The 18,325-nt window shown below is 67.1% G+C and carries 11 protein-coding genes; 2 read left to right on the forward strand and 9 right to left on the reverse strand.

Annotated elements, in window-relative coordinates; translation table 11 throughout:
• Positions 1-61: 61 nt before the first annotated feature.
• Entirely contained in the window at positions 62-1,402 is a 1,341-nt protein-coding gene (locus BKA25_RS11365; RefSeq protein WP_311734468.1) for an aminotransferase-like domain-containing protein, read from the reverse strand.
• A gap of 73 nt (positions 1,403-1,475) precedes the next feature.
• On the opposite strand from BKA25_RS11365, the gene BKA25_RS11370 reads away from it, so the two are divergent.
• Together BKA25_RS11370 and BKA25_RS11375 are read left to right on the forward strand one after the other, a co-directional pair.
• A complete protein-coding gene (locus BKA25_RS11370; RefSeq protein ID WP_069849989.1) occupies positions 1,476-2,417 on the forward strand; it encodes a DMT family transporter in 942 nt (313 codons plus the stop codon).
• 489 nt (positions 2,418-2,906) lie between these two features.
• The gene (locus BKA25_RS11375; RefSeq protein ID WP_236750284.1) at positions 2,907-4,082 is read left to right on the forward strand and encodes an oxygenase MpaB family protein; all 1,176 of its coding nucleotides are present in this window, start codon (positions 2,907-2,909) and stop codon (positions 4,080-4,082) included.
• A gap of 78 nt (positions 4,083-4,160) precedes the next feature.
• On the opposite strand, the gene BKA25_RS11380 is transcribed toward BKA25_RS11375, so the two are convergent.
• The 8 genes from BKA25_RS11380 to BKA25_RS11415 form a co-directional block, all read right to left on the reverse strand.
• Positions 4,161-11,114: a non-ribosomal peptide synthetase gene (locus BKA25_RS11380; RefSeq protein WP_084643081.1), complete on the reverse strand. Its 6,954-nt coding sequence runs from the start codon at positions 11,112-11,114 to the stop codon at positions 4,161-4,163.
• A 71-nt stretch (positions 11,115-11,185) separates the two neighbouring features.
• Positions 11,186-12,433, reverse strand: coding sequence for an MFS transporter (locus BKA25_RS11385; RefSeq protein WP_069849983.1), 1,248 nt, complete (start codon positions 12,431-12,433; stop codon positions 11,186-11,188).
• Positions 12,430-13,605, reverse strand: a complete 1,176-nt coding sequence (locus BKA25_RS11390) for an LLM class flavin-dependent oxidoreductase (RefSeq protein WP_069849981.1) — start codon at positions 13,603-13,605, stop codon at positions 12,430-12,432. The genes BKA25_RS11385 and BKA25_RS11390 overlap by 4 nt, the downstream gene beginning before the upstream one ends.
• A gap of 16 nt (positions 13,606-13,621) precedes the next feature.
• Positions 13,622-14,734 carry an acyl-CoA dehydrogenase family protein gene (locus BKA25_RS11395; protein ID WP_069849979.1) on the reverse strand — a complete coding sequence of 371 codons (1,113 nt, stop codon included), beginning with the start codon at positions 14,732-14,734 and terminating at the stop codon, positions 13,622-13,624.
• Positions 14,697-15,449 (reverse strand): dihydrodipicolinate reductase C-terminal domain-containing protein, encoded by a 753-nt coding sequence (locus BKA25_RS11400; RefSeq protein WP_069849978.1) that lies wholly within the window; start codon positions 15,447-15,449, stop codon positions 14,697-14,699. Before BKA25_RS11400 ends, BKA25_RS11395 begins: the two co-directional genes overlap by 38 nt.
• Positions 15,442-15,702, reverse strand: a complete 261-nt coding sequence (locus tag BKA25_RS11405) for a hypothetical protein (protein ID WP_069849976.1) — start codon at positions 15,700-15,702, stop codon at positions 15,442-15,444. Before BKA25_RS11405 ends, BKA25_RS11400 begins: the two co-directional genes overlap by 8 nt.
• 9 nt (positions 15,703-15,711) lie before the next feature.
• Positions 15,712-17,193 (reverse strand): class I adenylate-forming enzyme family protein, encoded by a 1,482-nt coding sequence (locus tag BKA25_RS11410; RefSeq protein WP_069849974.1) that lies wholly within the window; start codon positions 17,191-17,193, stop codon positions 15,712-15,714.
• Positions 17,190-18,290 carry a nitroreductase family protein gene (locus BKA25_RS11415; RefSeq protein WP_069849973.1) on the reverse strand — a complete coding sequence of 367 codons (1,101 nt, stop codon included), beginning with the start codon at positions 18,288-18,290 and terminating at the stop codon, positions 17,190-17,192. The genes BKA25_RS11410 and BKA25_RS11415 overlap by 4 nt, the downstream gene beginning before the upstream one ends.
• Between the last annotated feature and the right edge of the window lie 35 nt (positions 18,291-18,325).

Genomic DNA, 18,325 nt, shown 5'->3' on the forward strand with positions numbered 1-18,325 from the left:
TGGCCACTTCAGCTCGATAGACCCATCATGTCGGCAAGACCGGCAAGACCGGCGATTCCGATCAGGAGGAGGCTGCGGCGACGAGCGCCTCGCCGATGCGCTGCGCCGCGGTATCGAACGCGCCCGGGTTCGGGCCTGCGAAGTTGAGTCGGATGTAACGCCCGGTCGGTTCGGCGGGAAACCACTCGTCGCCGGTTGCGATCATGACGGCGCGCGCCTCGCATTCGCGGGCGAGTCGGACGAGATCCGTGTCGTCGTCGAGCCTGACCCAGAGGTTGAGCCCACCGGCGGGGATCACCTCGATGCTCGCCGTCGGGATGCGAGTGTGAACCGCGTCGATGAGAAGATCCCGACGGGCCGCCAACTGTTGCCGGAGACCACGCAGATGGGTATTCCAGGCCGGTTGTGTGACGACTTCGAGTGCGGCCGCCTGTAGGACGCCGCTGACGTACATCGTCTGTGCTTGCAGGTCCGCGAGAAGACGTTCCCGCAGCGGGCCTCGCGCGACGATCGCTGCGACCCGGATCGTGGGCGACACACTCTTGGTGAGCGAGCGCAGGTAGACGACGTGTCCACCGTCGTCGCGCGCCGCGAGCGGCGACGCGTCGGAGGTGATCGCGAAGTCGTGTGCCCAGTCGTCTTCGATCAGAAACGCTCGGTGAGCTCGGACGATCCCGAGCACCGCGTCAGCGTGTGGTCTCCCCCACTGCACGCCGGTCGGATTGGCGAACGACGGTTGCGCGTAGAACGCGCGTGCACCGGTCTCGGTGAATGCGCGATCAAGGGCTTCGAGGTCGGGGCCATCGACTCCCGTGGATACGGGGACCAGCGTCACCCCGACCTGGGACGCGGCGAGGATCGCACCCCAGTACGTCGGCGACTCGACCAAGAGCACGCCGCCGGCGCCGACGATGCTGCGGAAGAGAGAGCCGAGACCGAGCTGGCTGCCGGGGAGAACGATGACGTCTCTCGCGGTCGGCGTCGAGAATCCGGCAGGCGTCTGGCGACCGAGTTCCATCGCTACCCAGGATTGCAACTCGGGCATGCCCGCCGAGGGTGGGCGGCTGACCGCCGAGTCACCGCGCGCTGCGCGGGTGATCGCGGCGCGTACCAGTCTCTCGGGGAGCAGCTCCCGATCCGGGTAGCCCGAATGGAGCGCGATCATCTCCGTGGAGACCGCTCGCAATGCCGCCGAACTCGCTGACGCAGTCCAAGCCTGCGCGCCGAGCGCGGCCGTCTGCCACGCGAAATCCTGCGAGCGCGCGCGACGCACCGTGCGGACGAATGCCCCCGCGCCGGGACGCGTCTCGATGACGCCCTGCGCCACCAGCGTCCGCAGCGCCTTCTGCACGGTGACCGGACTCGCGGAGTGGCGGGCCGTCAACTCGCGAGTCGTTGGCAACTGCGCACCTGGCGCCGCAGAGGCGATCCACACTCGTAAGGACTCCACGATACGGTCACTGCTATCGTTTTCCATGTCTGGTCATGATAGCGATACACCCAATCGCGAGGCTCCGCTACTCCGGTCGAGGAGCGGTCTGGGCTGGGGATTGCTTGGTGTCGTTGCGTTCTCGTTCACGGTGCCGCTCACGCGCATCACGGTCGAGGCAGAGCGAATGCCCCCGCTGTTCGTGGGCAGTGGTCGCGCAGTGGTCGCCGCGATCCTCGCTGCCTGTGCTTTATCGCTGACCCGTCAGCGCGTCCCGAGAGGCAGACAGTGGGTGAGCGTCGCAATCGTGGCGGCCGGTGCGGTAGCGGGATTTCCGCTCCTGACGTCGTTCGCCCTCACCGAAGCACCTGCAAGCCACGGCGCGGTGGTGATCGCACTCCTGCCCGCAGCGACCGCAGTGGTCGCCGTACTCCGTACTCGTGAGCGGCCCGCCCGGTCGTTCTGGATCGCAGCAGGAACGGGTGCGGTCGCGGCGGTCGGATTCGCCGCTGTCCAGAGTGGCGGCCTCGGTCGGCTGCACGGGGCTGACGTGCTGCTGTTCGCCGCAGTGATCGTCTGTGCGATCGCCTACGCCGAGGGGGGCGTGCTCGCACGGGACCTCGGGTCATGGCAGACGATCTCGTGGGCGCTGGTCGTCGCCGCACCCGTGATGGCTGCGCTCGCGGGTGTCTCAGCCACCGAACAGCCGCCCACCGGCACCCTCACGGAATGGGCGTCCTTCGCCTACCTCAGCGTCTTCAGTATGTTCCTCGGTTTCGTCGCCTGGTATCGGGGACTCGCCATCGGCCCGATCGCTCAGATCAGCCAGGTTCAGCTTGTGCAGCCTGTGCTGAGCATCTGCTGGGCGGGTGTGCTCCTACAGGAGCAGATCCATCAGACGACGCTCCTCGGTGGCGCTGCCGTCATCACCTGCGCCCTGATCGCCGTGCGCTCGCGAAACCCCCGGAGCCGGGGAGTCCCGGCGTAGGGCGAGGCGGCGGGACCGGTCATCGATCGGGCCAGAACGGGTGTCGGCGGTGGGTCATGCCGACCGCGCCGATCTCGCTGATCGGCGCAATACGGTTGTGGTGGTGGTCCGGGCGATTGTCGTGGAACCGGTTCGGTGATGCGTACCGATCACGGCAGGTGCGGAGAAGATCCACCTCCTCGCAGGGGTGCCGCCCGCGATGACGGCGATGGGAAACCGTGATGCCCCTTCGGACCGATCACCGACGCGCGATTCCGCGACGCTGCCATGCATCCGAACCGGATCGAGCGTCCTAGAAGACATCGGCAGCCAGCGCTGCACACCGGGACACCCGATGCCGACGAACCACGAGCTAGCTCCGCTAGGCCGTTCGGACGATAGAACGGGGAATTCGGGGGATGGAGGGCGGCAGCTCTGGTCATCCGTTCGGAGAGCGTCTTAGCTGATCGGGTGTGCGAGATGCACACGGCGAGCGAAGGTGGCAGTCAAGTGATCGACGAAGCTCGCTTAGAGGCGTTGAAATTCCAAGGCGACCCGCTGGCGGACGCCGTGATCACCGACCTGGTGTCCACCGGGCAGGTGGACTCGGTGAACGAGGTCCTCGCTCGGTTCCGCGCCAACGAGCAACCCATCCCCGAGGAACTGCCGCCGTCGGTGCGGGCCTACCTCGTCGCCACCGATGACGTGCCCGGCTGGACCGACCTCGATCGGGTCGCAGGCGCCTACGAGTTCTTCGTCGACGACGGCGTGCACGTCGCCTCGGTCCTGTCGTTCGGGGCAATGGTGAACTGCTACGCCCAGCCGAGACCATCACGGGTGCTGGCGCTGACACACAGGTTGAACCAACCTCGACGTCGCCTGTCGGAGACCGCGCAGTTCGTGCTCGACATGATGGGACCGGAGCCGTTCGGGGCCGGTGGGGCCTTCATTCCCACCATCCAGAAAACCCGGTTGATTCATGCCGCCGTGCGGTACTTCATCCTTCGCTCCGGCACCTGGGACGTCGAGGCCGACGGTGTGCCCGTGTGTCAGCAGGATCTACTCGGCGCGCTGCTCATCTTCTCGGTGCAGGTGATCGACGGAATGCGGCGGATCGGTATCTCGGTGACCGAGAAGGAGGCGGAGGACTACTACTACGTCTGGCGGGTGACCGGCGCCCTGTTGGGTATTCCCGCCGACGCGATGCCGGAGAGCCTGGCGGAAGCACAAGAGCTCAACGCGACACTCGTCGAGGCCTCGTACGGTCCATCGGCCGAAGGCGTGGAACTCACCAGGAACCTGCTCGATCTCTACGAGAAGATGGTCCCGGGCAGGGTGTTCGACGGCGTCGTGGCGGCGATGGTCCGGCAGACAGTCGATCCCCAGGTCGCCGACTGGATGGGTGTGCCGCATTCGCGAGCTTGGGCTCGCGCCGTACGCGGTGGAGTCCGGCTGATGCGCCTTCTGGAACGGTCGGAGGACCACAGCAAGCTTGCCGCGACCGTCCTGGACAAGGCGGGCAGCCTGCTGCTGGGCAGCAGCGTTCGCATTCTCACCGACGGACAGTCCACCACCCTGGATATCCCCACCGACCTGAAGGAGAAGTGGATCGCCGCCGGGACGTGCCCGGTCAGTCCGCCGAAGGGCGGGTCGACCTCGCCCACGGTGACCAGGGACGGCGCGTGATCCTCATCGGCGCGCCGCCCGAGGAATAGCTCGGCTTCGGCTACCCGCTGGTCGCACCGCCCGGGACACTCCGATAGCTCACTTCGGCCTGCTCAATTCCTCGCCGAGCACCTCGGCGATCCGGGATAGCGGATCGGCATCCAGTAATTCGAAGTGGCCGACGTCCATCTGGATGGTGCGCACCTCGCCGGTGACGAACTCCGCCCAGGACTCGGCGCTGAGCCGCTTCTCGTCGGGATGCCCCGAGGCTCGGAAGTAGAGGATGTCGCCTTGGTGCAGCCCCGGTCGGTGGCGGGTGCCCAACCAGTGGTGTCGGGTGAGTGCCTTGGCCAAGAACTCCAGTCTGTCCTGGTCGAGGATCGCCTCGGTATGCAGCTGCGGGAAACTTCTCCGTACCAGCTCGATGTGTCGCGGTTCGATCTCCTCCGGCTCGGGAAGAGCGTTCTCCGGTTGCGATCCGAGGTATGGATAGGCGTCGATCATCGCAAGCAGCTCGACCTCTTCGCCTGCTGCGGCCAGAGAGGCCGACATCGCGTGCGCGACGTTGCCGCCGAACGACCAGCCGACGAGCCGATACGGCCCGTGTGGTTGCACACGGCGAATCTGCTCGAGGTAATCGTCCGCCATCTCGCCCAGAGTCGAGACGCCTGGTTCCGCATCGGTGACCGCCCTGGCCTGGATCGCGTACAGCGGCCTCCCGGACAGGTACCGACTGAACGGGAAATAGCACCAGCTCAAGCCGATCCCAGGATGGACGAAGAACACCGGGATACCGTTTCCGGCAGGGCGGATCGGCAACATAACGTCGAATCGCTCGGGGACGTCCCCGAGCCCGATGAGTTTACTGAGCTCGGCAACGGAGGGAGCCTGGAACACGGCGGAGACGGGGACCTCCACCCCCAATGACTCCCGGATCAGGCCCGTCAACTGTGCAGCGAGCAACGAGTGGCCGCCGAGTTGGAAGAAGTTGTCCTCGATTCCGACACTGGAGATCTTGAGGGTGCGCGCGACCAGCTCGGCCAACCGGGCTTCCGGAAGGGTTCCCGGCGCACGTGGGGCGGACGCCGCGGATCTCGTCGGCACGGGGAGCGATCGACGGTCGAGTTTTCCGCTCTGCGTGACCGGAAGTCTGTCGAGGTAGACGAGATCCGAGGGCACCATGGCGGGGATCAGCGTCCGCCCGACGTGATCGCGTAAGGCCCGAGTCAGTGATTCCGAATCGAACCAGCGGTCGTCGCGATCGTGTTCCGGCAGGGGACTCCGTGTGGTGACCGGCACGACGTACGCGACGATCCGTTGCATTCCCGGTTCCGGCTCGTACACGGCGGCGGCAGCCTGCTCGACCGCAGGATGCGAGGCCACGGCAGCACCGATCTCGTCGAGTTCGATGCGCACGCCACGCAGCTTGACCTGGTCGTCTACCCGACCCAGGTATTCCAGGGTCCCGTCGGCCCGCCATCGAGCCAGATCACCGGTCCGGTACATCCGTGAACCCGCGGGCCCGAACGGATCCGCGATGAACCTCTCGGCGGTCAGCGCGGGCTGTCGGAAGTAGCCCCGGGCGAGCTGCGCTCCGGCGATGTACAGCTCGCCGGGCACGCCGACCGGGACCGGGCGCAGCGCCGCGTCCAGGACGTGAGCCCGCGTGTTCCACAGCGGCGTGCCGATCGGCACCGTGGTGAGCGGGCCGCTCGCCGGGCAGTGCCAGCTCGTCACCTCGACCGCGGTCTCGGTCGGCCCGTAGAAGTTGATGAGCGGCGCGGACAGCGACCGGGAATAGCGCTGTACCAAGGAGGGCGACAGTGCCTCACCACCACAGAACACCCTGCGAAGAGTGGGTAGGCTCGAATCGTCGTCCAGCTCGGAGAGAAACACCTCCAGCATCGACGGCACGAAATGCACCGAGGTGATCCGCTGCTCGCGGATGATCCCGGCGAGATAGCGCGGATCGCGGTGCCCGTCGGGCGCTGCCATGACCAGTGTGGCCCCGTCGATCAGGGGCCAGAAGAACTCCCACACCGAGACGTCGAATCCGGCGGGTGTCTTCTGTAGAACCCGATCCTCGGGCCTAAGCGGAAAAGCGTGCTTCCCCCACAGGAGGCGATTGACGATCGCTCGGTGTTCCATGAGCACCCCCTTCGGGCGCCCCGTGGAACCGGAGGTGTAGAGCAGATACGCGGGCTGGCGGGGTTCGATCTCCGTCTCCGTCTCCGCAGCCGGGCCCGGTGACTGTGTCAACTCGTCAAACAGCGCCTGGTCGAGCAGCACCACGGGCTCGGCGTCGGCGAGCATCGCGGTCCGCCTGAGTTCGGGAAGCTCCGGTTCGAGCGGCAGGTATGCCGCGCCGGACCGCAGCACGGCGATGATCGCCACGACGAGGTCGACCGAGCGTGGCAGCGACACCGCGACGATGCGTTCGACATCGGCACCCCGCGCCCGCAGCCGCCGCGCGAGCCTGCGCGATCGTCGATCAAGCTCGGCGTAGGTGACCTGCTCGGCCGCGTCGACGACCGCCACGGCGTCCGGAGACGACGACGTCTGGCGGTCCAGCAGCTCGGTCAGCGTCACGTCGGGCACCTCGACCTCGGTGCGATTCCAGCGCCTCAGCTCAGCACGCCCGTGGTCATCGAGAGCATCGACCGCGTCCACCGGTTGCTCGGGATCGGCACTGAGCCGGTCCAGGACGAGCACCAGTCCGTCCACCATGCGCTGCGTCGTGTCGGGATCGAACAGGCCGGTGGCGTATCCCAGCGCCCCGTGGACCCCACCTCCCTCGGGCTTCTCGGTGAACATGAACCTGAGGTCGAACTTCGTGGTCTCCACGGTGATGTTCCGTCGCTCGACGCTGAGTCCGTCCAACTCGAACCGGCCCTCGTCGTAGCTCTGGAACACGAGCATCACCTGGAACAACGGATGGTGGCTCAGCGTCCGAGACGGGGCGGTGAGTTCGACGACCTGCTCGAAATCGAGATCCTGATGGTCGTGAGCCGCGAGGTCGACCTCGCGAATCCTACTCAACAGCTCCGTGAAGGTCGGTTCGCCGCTGAGGTCGTAGCGCAGCACCTGCGTGTTGACGAAGAAGCCGACGAGGTCGTTCAACGCCTCATCGGTTCGGCCCGCCGTGACCCCGCCGATCGGGATGTCCCGGCCACAGCCGAACTTCGACATCAGCACGGCGAGCCCGGCACGAAGGACCATGTTCACGCTGACGCGGTGGCGGATGGCGAGATCACGGAGCCGCGCATGCAACGGTGGTGCGATCTCGAAGTCGATCCGGGCGCCCGCCGTCCCGGCACGGGCCGATCGCGGCCGGTCGGGCATCGGCATCACCTCGGCGGGCAGACCCGCGAGGTGGTCCCGCCAATAGGCGCCCTGCTTCGCGGCGAGGCTGTCGGAGTCATCCGGATCGCCGAGTTGTTCCGACTGCCAACGGCTGTAATCCACGTACTGGACCGGTAACGGTGTCCAGTCGGGTCGTCGTCCGTCGATCCGGGCCCGGAAAGCGTGCGCCAGGTCCTTGCCGAACGGTTCCAGGGAGACTCCGTCACAGGCGATGTGGTGGATGACCAGGAGCAGCGTGTGGTCGTCCTCGGCCGTCTCGAACAGCCAGGCCTTGATCGGGATGTCCCGGGTGAGGTCGAACAGGTGCGCGGCGGCCCCGTCCAGGGCGGCCTGGATCTTCGGCTCCGAGACACGTCGGTGCTCCATGGTGATCCGAGCATCCGCGACGACCCGTTGGTATGGGTTGCCCTCGTGGGAGGGGAAGACGGTGCGCAGCGCCTCATGCCGTTCCACCACGTCGTCGAGCGCCTCGATCAAGGCCTTGCGGTCCAGCCTGCCCACGAGCCGGAGCGCGATCGGCACGTTGTAGTTCGCGTCGGCGCCGGTTGCCCGGAACAGGAACCACAGTCTGCGTTGGGGGTGGGACAACGGTGGATAGGTGGGTCGCGGAGCCGCGGTCAACGGCTGACGTGGTGTGGACGCCTGCTCGATCAGCACAGCCAGGCGTGCCACCGTCGGGTTCTCGAAGACCGTCCGGATGCTCAGCTCCGCCGCCAACTCCGTGCGGACCCGACCGACCAGCCTGGCCACCAGGAAGGAATGGCCGCCGAGGACGAAGAAGTCATCGTCGACACTGGTCACGTGCACGCCGAGGACGTCGGAGAACAAGGCGCACAGGACCTCTTCCCGCAGATTCCGCGGCTGCCTGCCGGTGGTGCTCGTTCTGCGCGGGAACGGCAGGTCCGCCGTCCGAACTAGACCGCTTGCGTCGAGAGGCATCGAGTCCAGCACGAGGAAGTCCGCAGGCACGAGTTGCGGAGGAAGAAGTTCCACGGCGAACCGACGGATCTCCTCGGCCTCGAGTCGAGCCCCGGGCCGACCGCAGGCGAAACAGATCAGGCGGTTGCCCCCGCCGTCGTCATCCTCGTGGGGCGCGACCACGACTCGCTCCAGATTCGGATGCGCGCCGAGTATCCGCTCCACCTCCCACGCCTGGACCTGCGAGCCGTGGATTCGGCGCCCGTCCGTGACGCGGCCGAGGAATTCGAGGTCTCCATCGGGCAGTCGCCGGACCAGTTGTCCGGTGCGGCGCAGCCGAGAATCCGGCGGGCCCCATGGATCGGCGACGAATCCGGCGGCCTGCGTGTCCGACGGCAGGGGCTGCCCGGCGGCCCCTCCGTCGACCGCGAGACACAGCTCACCCGGTACGCCGGACGGAAGCATCGTCGATCCCGGACCGACGACGTAGGAACGACTGCGATGTCGAAGCCTCCCGACCCGCCTTCCCGCGATGGTCTCGTAGGGCGAGGTGATTCGACGGGTCACCTCGTATCCGGGAGCTCCGTAGCAGAGCACCACGTGCGTTCCCGGTGATCGGAGCAGTACCCGCTCGACCATGGGGGAGGCGACACCGGCCCCGTCGGTCCAGACCTCCGCGATACCGAGGAACACCTCGGGATCGTCCTCGGCGAGGACATGGAACAGCCTGCCGTCCAACCGGACCCGGCTCAGCCGCTCGGCGGTGGCGAGCTCCCTCAGCACCGTTGTGGTCAGCGGTCCGAGCGGGGCGACGACGACACGGCCGCCGTCCAACAGCGCGGACCAGATCTCGATGAGCCCGCTGCCGGACACGGAGTGCAGGAGTGTCCTCGGCCCGGAGCCCGCGACGCCATCGCCGGCCGTCGCGAGGTGACCCAGCTCGGCGTGTGACATCGTGATGATCTCCGGTCGGCCGTCCTGCCCGTCGACAGGCAGGGCGACCGCTGGCTGCCCGGCGTCCGAACAGGCAGGCGGCGGTGTGATCGGGAAGCCTGCGGCCGCTGAGCTCGACGCCGGGATGACCACGAGGTCGACATCCACTTCGGACAGGTTCGTCGGGTCGACCCCGCTCGCCACGAGAACGGTCCGCACACCGCAGGCCGCCAGCAGGACGCCGGCGTCGTCGGGAGGCAACGGCAGGCACACGGCACCCACCTTCGCCGTCGCCAGCAGAGCGAGGAGCAGATCCCTGCCCGGCGGCGCCACGACGGCTACCACGCTGCCCGCGCCCACCCCTCGGGCCAGCAGCAGGTGAGTGAGCTGATTCGACAGGGCGTCCAGGTCGCCATAGCCGAGCAGGCTCCCGCCATCGGAGACGGCGACGGCATCAGGAGTGCGCCTCGCCTGTCGCTCGAAGCGCGCTCCGAGCGTGGCTTCGGTATCGAGACCGGTGAACCGCCCGGCACCGGCATCTCGTTCAACCTCGTCGAGCAGGATCGAGTATTCCAACGATCCGTCCGGATCGGCGACGATGAGTTCGGCGATCCGGACGAACAGTTCGCCCAGCCGCTCGATGGTAGTCGCACGGAAGAGATCCGACCGGTAGATGAAGGCCCCGGTCAGCCGATCGTCGACGACCTCGGCGCGCAGTTCGAGATCGAACCTGGTCGAATCGTCCAGCCAAGGCAGCCGTTCGATGCCGGACGCCTCATCGTGGTCGGCGGTCTGCTCGCCCTGATAGAGGAAGAGGACATCGAACAGCGGGTTACGGCCGCCCTGACGATCGGGCTGCAACGCGGCGACCACCTGCTCGAACTGCACATCCTGGTGGGCGTAAGCGCGATTCAGCGTGGCGTGTGTCGTCCGCAGCAGCTGCCGGAACGGTGTCGAGGGCACCACCTCGCCCCGCAGCACCACGGTGTTGACGAACAAGCCGATGACATCGGAGAACTCCGGGTTCTGCCTGCCATGCAGGACCGTCCCGATCGTGATCTCATCCTGCCCGGTGTACAGCGCCAACGTCGCCTGGAAGAGGGCGGTCGCAGCGCTGGACATCGTGCAACGCCATCGGCGAGCGATCGCCCTCAGCTCCGAGGTCGTCGCCTCGGACAGCGTGAACTCGCTGGTCGCCCCAGCGGCGTTGCCCCCGGGAAGACGGGGGAAGTCGAGGAGGAGGTCGAGCTGCTCCGCGCCGTCGAGTTCGCCGCGCCAGAAGGCGAGCTGAGCCTCCAGGGTGTCCGTGCCGCCGTTGGACGCCTGCTGATCGACGTAGTCCTCGTAGCTTGCGCGTGCGGCAGGCAACACGGCCCGGTCGCCTCGTAGCTCGGCCTCGTACAGCGCGGGGATCTCCCGCGCGAGAATCGCCAGAGACCGGCCGTCCATGATGATGTGATGGAAGACCAGGCACAGCACGGCCGATCCGTCCGGATGGGACGCGACCAGCCCTCGCGCCGCGGGTGCTTCGAGTAGATCGAAGGGGGCATCGGCGAGCGGGGCCACCGCCTTGCGCCAGCCCTGCTGCGCCGTCACCTCGATGAGCGGGATGGAGAACGAGCCCACCGTCGTCGAGATCGGATTGCCGTCCCCGCCGGTCTGGAAGACCGATCGGAGCACCGCGTGTCGGGTGAGGACGGCATCCAGGACACGGCGGAGTACGGGCAGGTCGACGCCGTCGGAGAACCGTAGTGCCAGCCGAACGTTATAGGCGCTGCTCGCCGGATTGACCTGCTGCAGGAGCCACATGCGCTGCTGACCGGACGACAGTCTTCTCATAAGTCACTCCCACGGAGAAATCCAGGAACGTCCACTGCTGCCTCGTCGACTCGGGTTCGACGAGCCGCCGGCTAGCTCTCCTTCGCCTCGGAATGCACGACATCGCCGGACGCACGGGCGGACGTTCGGTAGACGACGAGCAGGACCACCAGCAGCAGCACCGACAGCACGAGCACCGGAACGTTCGTGCCCTGCCAGCCGAGGAATACGAAGATGGTGCTGGCGCTGAGGGAGGCGGCGACCGCGGTGGCCGATCTGACACCCTCCGCCACCGCCTGGATCCGCGCCCCCCGGCCTGGCGGATAGCAACGGACCAACAGGGTCGTACCGGCGAGATAGAGGAAGTTCCAGCCGATCCCATTGAAGGTGAGCGCAAGCAGGAAGTGCACGAACTCGTCACCTAGGACACCGCTGATCGCGCCTGCGAGGAATAACGCCACGCCGATTATCGCGGTCCGATACGCCCCGATCCTGGCCAGCACGTTGCCACTGATGATTCCCGGTGCGAACATGCCGACGAGATGCCATTGGATGATCGCCGCGCCGAGCGTGGGCGCGTGCTCCGCATGGTGGCTGCCCAACGGGCCCACCGCCATGATCATGGTCATCATTCCGCCTGCGCTGGCGAGTACGAGCAGGCCGATGCGGAACTCGCGCTTGCCCCTGACCTCGGAGACCGGCAGCGGCGTCGGCTTCTCGACCTCGACCTTCGGCCCCACGTCGGTCGCCCGCAACGCCAGCAGCAGCAGGATGATCAGCACCGCGTAGACACCGACCATCATGTAGGCGCCCGTGTAGCGAACGGCGAAGAAGCCTGCGCTGGTGGTCGCCATGAACGGCCCGATGAAGGCGGCCACCAGGCCGCCGTAGAGGACGAAGGACAGGACGCGCTCGCGTTGTCCGGCAGGGGCGCGGTCGGCGGCCATATACCGGATGTAACCGCCGATCGGCCGGTAGGCACCGGCTAACGCGGTTCCGCAGCACAGCAGCAGGAACGACTCCGTCGTCACCGCGAACACCGAGACGCCTGCCCCGAACACCGCCATCAGTGCGCAGCCGATCATCACGCGCACATAGCCGAATCGACCGGCCAGCAATCCTGCGGCGATCGAGGCGAACATGCCGACGACGGTGATGGAGGCCAGCGGCACGGTGGCGAGGGCAGGCGTCGGAGCCAACGACAGACCGACGATGGCGGTCAGCGTCATGTCGATGGTCGTACCCATGAAGTAGCAGGTCTGGGCGGCGACCAAGAGCCAGTTGCTTCGTCCGATACCGAAACCCGCGTAACGGCGCCAACCAGTGGGGATACCGGTCATGTTGCGTTCGGGCCCTTCGCCGTCGGAGCCAGATGCGAGTTATGACTGCCTGCACTCGACCTGACGAACTCTGCGCGCCGCTCGGCGACCCAGCGCTGGGACTCCTCGGCAGCCCACAGCGTTCGCCTCAGCCGAGGTGCCACCTGGCGGGCGAACAGTTCGAGGCTGCGCAGCCTCGCGGCCGGGGGAGCCCAGTCCTGCAGGGAGATCAGCAGACAGCCGAACCCACCGACGCGCTGGGCCAGAGCCGTGATCGCCGCCGTGCAGTCCTCGGGAGAGCCAACGATGATCCCACCCTGTTCGACGGTGTAGTCGAAGGCCTTCTCATGCGCGATATCGGAGCCGGGGAGCGGCATGCCCAGGGTGTTGCGGTAGAGATCGTTCCGTTGGAACGTCCAACCTTCGAGAATCTCGCGTTTACCGGTTTCGACGGAATCGCTCACGTGCACGGGCACCGTCAACCGCCAGTCCCGCCGGTCCACCGGACGTTCCGCCGTACCCTCGAGGTGCCGCCACTGCCCGGGCAGCCTGCCTACGCCGATGTCCTGGCCCGCCCTGATCGCTCCCCAGGTCGGCGCGACGAACGACACGGCGTTGATGCCCAGCCTGCCCGCGAGCTCCATGCCGAACGGAGTGGCGGCGCTGGCCACCACGATCTCGATCGGATCGGCGAACGGCCGGAGCTGCACGCGTGCACCGTGCATCTCGAACCAGTCGGTCACGGCCGAGACCTCGTCGCCCGCGAGAAGCCGCTGCACGGGCTCCAACGAGTCCACCAGTCGGCTACGGGTGACGGCCGGATCGATGCCCAGGAGGTGCATATCGGCCTGATACGACCCGGAACCGACACCCAGGATGAACCTGCCGTCGGTCAGGTGATCGAGTAATGCCGCCCGCTGCGCAACCATGAACGGATGGTGGAAGGGTAAGGGAAGCACTCCGGTGGCGAATTTGATCCGTCGAGTCCGGGGCGCAGCCGAGGCAATGAAGAGATCCGGGCTGCTCAGCGTCGACCAGCCGCCGGAATGGTGCTCACCGACCCACAATTCCTCGAATCCGAGCCCGTCGAGGACTTCGGCGAGCGCGAGATCGTCCTTCAAGAGCAGGTGCGGGTCGGTTCCGAGTCGGTGAGCAGGCGAGATGAAACATCCGAATCGGGTGGGCAACTGCATAGTCTCTCCTGAGTCGTCACAGTCGGGACGCGATTGCGACTCGCTGGATCTGATTCGTGCCTTCGATGATCTGGAGCAGTTTCGCCTCGCGCATCCATCTCTCTACCGGCTCGGTGCCGGTGTATCCGCGGGCACCCAACACCTGAACGGCGTTGGTCGTGACCTCCATGGCGGTGTCGGTGGCGAACACCTTCGCCTGCGCCGCCAGCAATTCGGTCTGGCTGCCGCCGGAGTCGACCTCCCTGCAGGCACGATGAAGTAATTGTCGAGACGCCTCGATCTTTATCGACATATCGGCGAGCATGAACGAGACACCTTGGAAGTTCATGAGGTTCGCGCCGAACTGAGATCGCGTCCTGGCATGCTTTGTCGCGTAGCGCAGTGCTGCGGAGGCCAGACCCACCGCGCAGGCCGCCACCCCGAGGCGTCCCTGTGTGAAGAAACTGTGCGCCACGATCATGCCGCGATTGACTCGCCCCAGTATTCGCGACGCCGGGACGTCGACGTCCGTGAACACGATCCGAGCCGTGGGCAACGCCCGCACCCCCATCTTGTCCTCGGGGGGCTGGATGCACACGCCCGGCGCATCGGCATCGACGAGGAAGCAGGTCAGGCCGCCGAGCCCGCCCCCGCCGGTCCTGGCGTACACGTTGAGCAGGTCGGCCACACCGGCGTGCCCGACCCAGGCCTTCACTCCGTTGATGCGATAACCGTCGTCGTGGCGCTCGGCCGTGGTCCCGATCAAGGACAGGTCGGAACCCGCTCCCGGCTCCGACATGCAGTTCGCCGCGATCAGCCGCGCCTCCTGCATGCCGGGCAGCAACTCCGTCCGCAGGTCCGCCGTGCCATGCCTGGCCAAGGCGCAGGTGGCCAGGGTCTGGAGGTGGACGGATTCGGCTAGTGCGAGCCACGCCGCCGCGAGCCGCTCGATGGCGCGGCAGAACAGCACGGTCGGTTGTGGAAGATCGGTCCGACCGGTGACGAGCGCGGGCAGGCCCAGTGCGCAGAGCTGCTGGACCAGGGCGAGCGGGTAGGTCCGGGATCGCTCGTAGTCGTCGACGACGGTGTCGACGTGATCCGCCACGATCCGGTCAACCCTGTCCAGGATCTCCGGCTGCTGCTCGGTCACCGTGCCTCACCTCGGCTCGTGCGTATAGCAGTGCGTAGACCTCGTGGATCGGATGGAGCCCCGGGGGAAGTCGTCGGACGTGCTCGATCACATCCAGCAGGCACGAGGCCGCCGCGCTCAGGTCGCTCACGGAATGCTCGATCGACAGGGACATGCCCGGCAGGTCGAAGGTGACGACGTGGTCGCTGACCGGCTGGCCGCTTCGTTGGGAGGTCGTCTCCCCGACGGAACCCGGCGGTGCGGATTCCATCCAGGCGCGCATCAACGACCGCGCGGACGCACTCGGCCGGTCCCGCTTGGTCACCGGGTGCCTCTCATGCACGGACATGCGCGGCGATCGCGGCATCGACGCGGTCAGGCCCGCGACCATTCGGATCATGCGGGTCTGCAACCAGTGGCCGAGCGACAGATTGTCCGCGACCACCACCGGGATCTCCGCCGACAACGCGGCGAGCCGGTGTGATTCCTCGGTCGGGACGTTCGACACGCAGTACACCAGCGCGGCACCCGTGCGCCGACACCGCGCGACGGTGTCGCACAACGCCTCGGGTGCACTGGCGTCGACGAGCACCGTCGGCGGGGTGTCCTCCACCCAGCCCGCGCGCGACGCCGTCATCCCGATCGGTACTCGACGCCTGCCGCACTCCGAGGTCACTGCTCTGCCCAGCCGCCCGGTGGCGCCCACGATTCCCAGGACCAGCGGTCGGTCAGTCAATATTCTGTTCCCTCAGGAATCCGACGATGCCGCTGACCCGGCCGAGGAACCTCGTGTCCCCCTCGAGGTCGACGTAGACCCCGTACCGCGTCTCCAGCGCATCGACGAGTTGCAGGAAGGACAACGAGGAGAAGCCCTTCTCCAACAGGTTGGCCGTCTCATCGCGCGCCTGTTCGGCGGAGACGATGCCCCCGGACACCTCGACGATCAGGCCGGTCACCTCTGTGGACAATTCGACATCGGTGCGTCCCATGAATTCTCCTCAGTATTGCTTCGGTGGCCGTATATCGGCGAGCAGAAGTCTCGATATCTCGGTGGTCTGGACTTTGCCTGCGCCGTTTCGAGGAATCTCGGGCACGACAACGAGATGTACCGGCACCTTGAATGGCGCGGCACGGGCCAGACAATGCCTGCGGACCTCGACGAGTTCCACGGGCGCCGAGCACACGATCAGCGCGCCGAGCAGCGGCGCCGCATCGGCATCGGGTGTCACCATGGCCACTGCGCTCTCGGTGATACCCGGGTGGGACACGAGCAGTTCCTCGACCTCGGCGGCGGTGAACTTCTTCCCGCCGACACTGAACGAGTTGTCGATTCGCTCGCCGAGGTGCAGCTCGCCGTCGGCGCCGATCGAGCCGAGATCGCTTGTGCGGTAGTAGCCCGCATCGGTGATGCGTTGCTCCAGCACTCCCGGATAGTTCAGGTAGCGCGTACCCATCGAGCGACTTCGCACCACGATCGTGGCACTCCCAGCCTCGTCACCATCGAATCGCAGGCTCGCGCCGGGAACCGGATAGCCCTGACCGCCACCCGGGACCGGATTCGCGTTGAAGGTCAACGGGCCGGTCTCGGCGAGGCCGTAATAGTCGGCGATCCCGATGGACTGCCCGGCCAACGCGACACTCGTCTCGGCCTTCAGACGGGCCGCCGAGGACAATGCCAGACGTAGTCGGTGTCGAAGAGGCTGTGTTCCGACCGAGGCGGCCAGCCGGTCGTAGGCGGCGGGGAAGGCGACCAACACCGTCGGGTCGATCTCGCCGAGATGGCGGCGGATGTTGCTTCCGGAGGGCAGACCGCTAGGCAGGTACAGGCTCGCTCCGGCTCGGATGCCGGGGATCAGCGCCGCGTTGAAGCCCAGACCGTTGTACAACCCGGCGAAGCACAGCACACGGTCGGCGGCGCTCAGTCCGCTCGCCTCACACCAGGCGTCGGCTGCCGCCAGGACGGCCGTGCCCCGGAATTCGATACATCCCGGTGTCCGAGTGGAGCCGGAGGTGAGGCGGCAGAGCTCGGTGCCCGGGTGCAGCTCGGGTCCAGCCGCACCCGGCAGAAGGGTGAGCTGCGAGCCTGCGCAGTCGGTGGGGTGTGCGGCATCCGGAAGTGTCGCCGAGTCGTCATGAAGTACAGCGGCGACGCCACAACCCGTGAACAGCGCCGTCAGCTCGGCCGGGCCCAATGCGGGGTCCATCAGTACCGGCACGTGGCCGGTCCCGAGCACGGCCAGCAGATCCGAGACGTACGCCGGAGAGTTCCGCCGGATGATCGCCACCGGCAGCCGCCGTTGCGACGAGGGTTCGAGCGACTCGGCAAGCCGATCACGTTTGATCGCGCTCCGCTCCAGGAGCATTCGGGCCGTCTCCTGAGACGCGAGGTTGCCGATGACCGCATCGGGATGGTCGGCCAGGCTCTGGGTCAGCGCCGGATAGAGCACCCGCTCGCCGTCGGGGATCGGGACGAAGTTCATCGGGTGTGATTCCCTCCGTTGCCGACGGTGTCGACCTTGTCCCCGGTGGTCTCCGATCCCAGCGCCAAGACGAACAACACGTCGTCATCGGACTGGCACAGGCGTGACCACATACCCGTATCGAAGCCGCCGACACCGGTGACGTCGATGCCGAGTCGGGCGGCGACCAGGTAACCGATCTCGCCGACGACCCCTCCCGCCATGGCCGCCCGCTGAGCGTCCGACGACAGGACTTCGAGTGATCTGCCCGGGACCTGCGCATGGATCACGATGAAGGTGTCTGCGTCGACGAGGTTGGTCTGCCCGAGCAGCGCGGGGGACAACCAGGTCCTGTCCGGTAGTTCCTCACCGATCTCCGTGTGCCGGGAGAAGACCGTGATCCCGGGGACCGGTAGGCCGAATCGCGGCACCAGCCGTTGGATCAGCTCCTCGATCCGGTGTAACGCGGTCGCGAGTTCCCCGACCTCACCGGGTCCCAAGGCTGCTGCCGACCGCCGTGCCCGAAGCCCTGGTTCGAGTTCCGCCCGGACGTCCTGATCGGGATGGGCCCGTACCGGCGTGGGTGCGGGCGGGATGAGCGAGGTGACCATCGATTCGAGATCGGAGGGCGGGAGGTGCCCTCCTGTTCCCGCAGCCGTCTCCCTGAGCATCCAATCAGGCCCGTCCTCGGCGGGGCTTGCGTTGTCGAGGGCACCCGCGGCGAGCAGCACACCTCCTCGGCCTGCGCTGAATTCCCCGGCCCGTGCCAACAGACCCGACTCCGGCCGTAGATCGGTTGCGGTCGCCCACAGCGAGAGATTGAGCAACGCATGCCCGGCATCCAACAGGTGGTAGAAGTAGCCGCGCCGCCCGTACCGGCGCATGGAGAGCCACGGCCGGCCGATCAGGAAGTAGGTGAAGGTCTCCGAGTCCCAGCGCGCGCGGTCCGCGCCGTCGATGACGATCTCGCGATGCTGCAGATCCACTACGCCGAGAGCCGAGCCATCGGCGGGGGCCAGGAGGACCTCGTACGGGTAGCACGCGCCTGCCGACGGCGCCGCCCGCCGCCCCGAATCGAGTCGCCTCCCGATCGCCACGTCGAGCCGGGAGGCCACCACACCGAGACGATCGGGCGGGATCGACCGACGACCGG

The organism is Actinoalloteichus hymeniacidonis (genome assembly GCF_014203365.1).
Lineage (GTDB): Bacteria > Actinomycetota > Actinomycetes > Mycobacteriales > Pseudonocardiaceae > Actinoalloteichus_A > Actinoalloteichus_A hymeniacidonis.

Bases quoted from the DNA above. Each gene is read 5' to 3' on its own strand.
- BKA25_RS11370 (WP_069849989.1), top strand. From the start codon at position 1,476: ATGTCTGGTCATGATAGCGATACACCCAATCGCGAGGCTCCGCTACTC.
- BKA25_RS11380 (WP_084643081.1), bottom strand. From the start codon at position 11,114: ATGAGAAGACTGTCGTCCGGTCAGCAGCGCATGTGGCTCCTGCAGCAG.
- BKA25_RS11385 (WP_069849983.1), bottom strand. From the start codon at position 12,433: ATGACCGGTATCCCCACTGGTTGGCGCCGTTACGCGGGTTTCGGTATC.
- BKA25_RS11390 (WP_069849981.1), bottom strand. From the start codon at position 13,605: ATGCAGTTGCCCACCCGATTCGGATGTTTCATCTCGCCTGCTCACCGA.
- BKA25_RS11405 (WP_069849976.1), bottom strand. From the start codon at position 15,702: ATGGGACGCACCGATGTCGAATTGTCCACAGAGGTGACCGGCCTGATC.
- BKA25_RS11410 (WP_069849974.1), bottom strand. From the start codon at position 17,193: ATGAACTTCGTCCCGATCCCCGACGGCGAGCGGGTGCTCTATCCGGCG.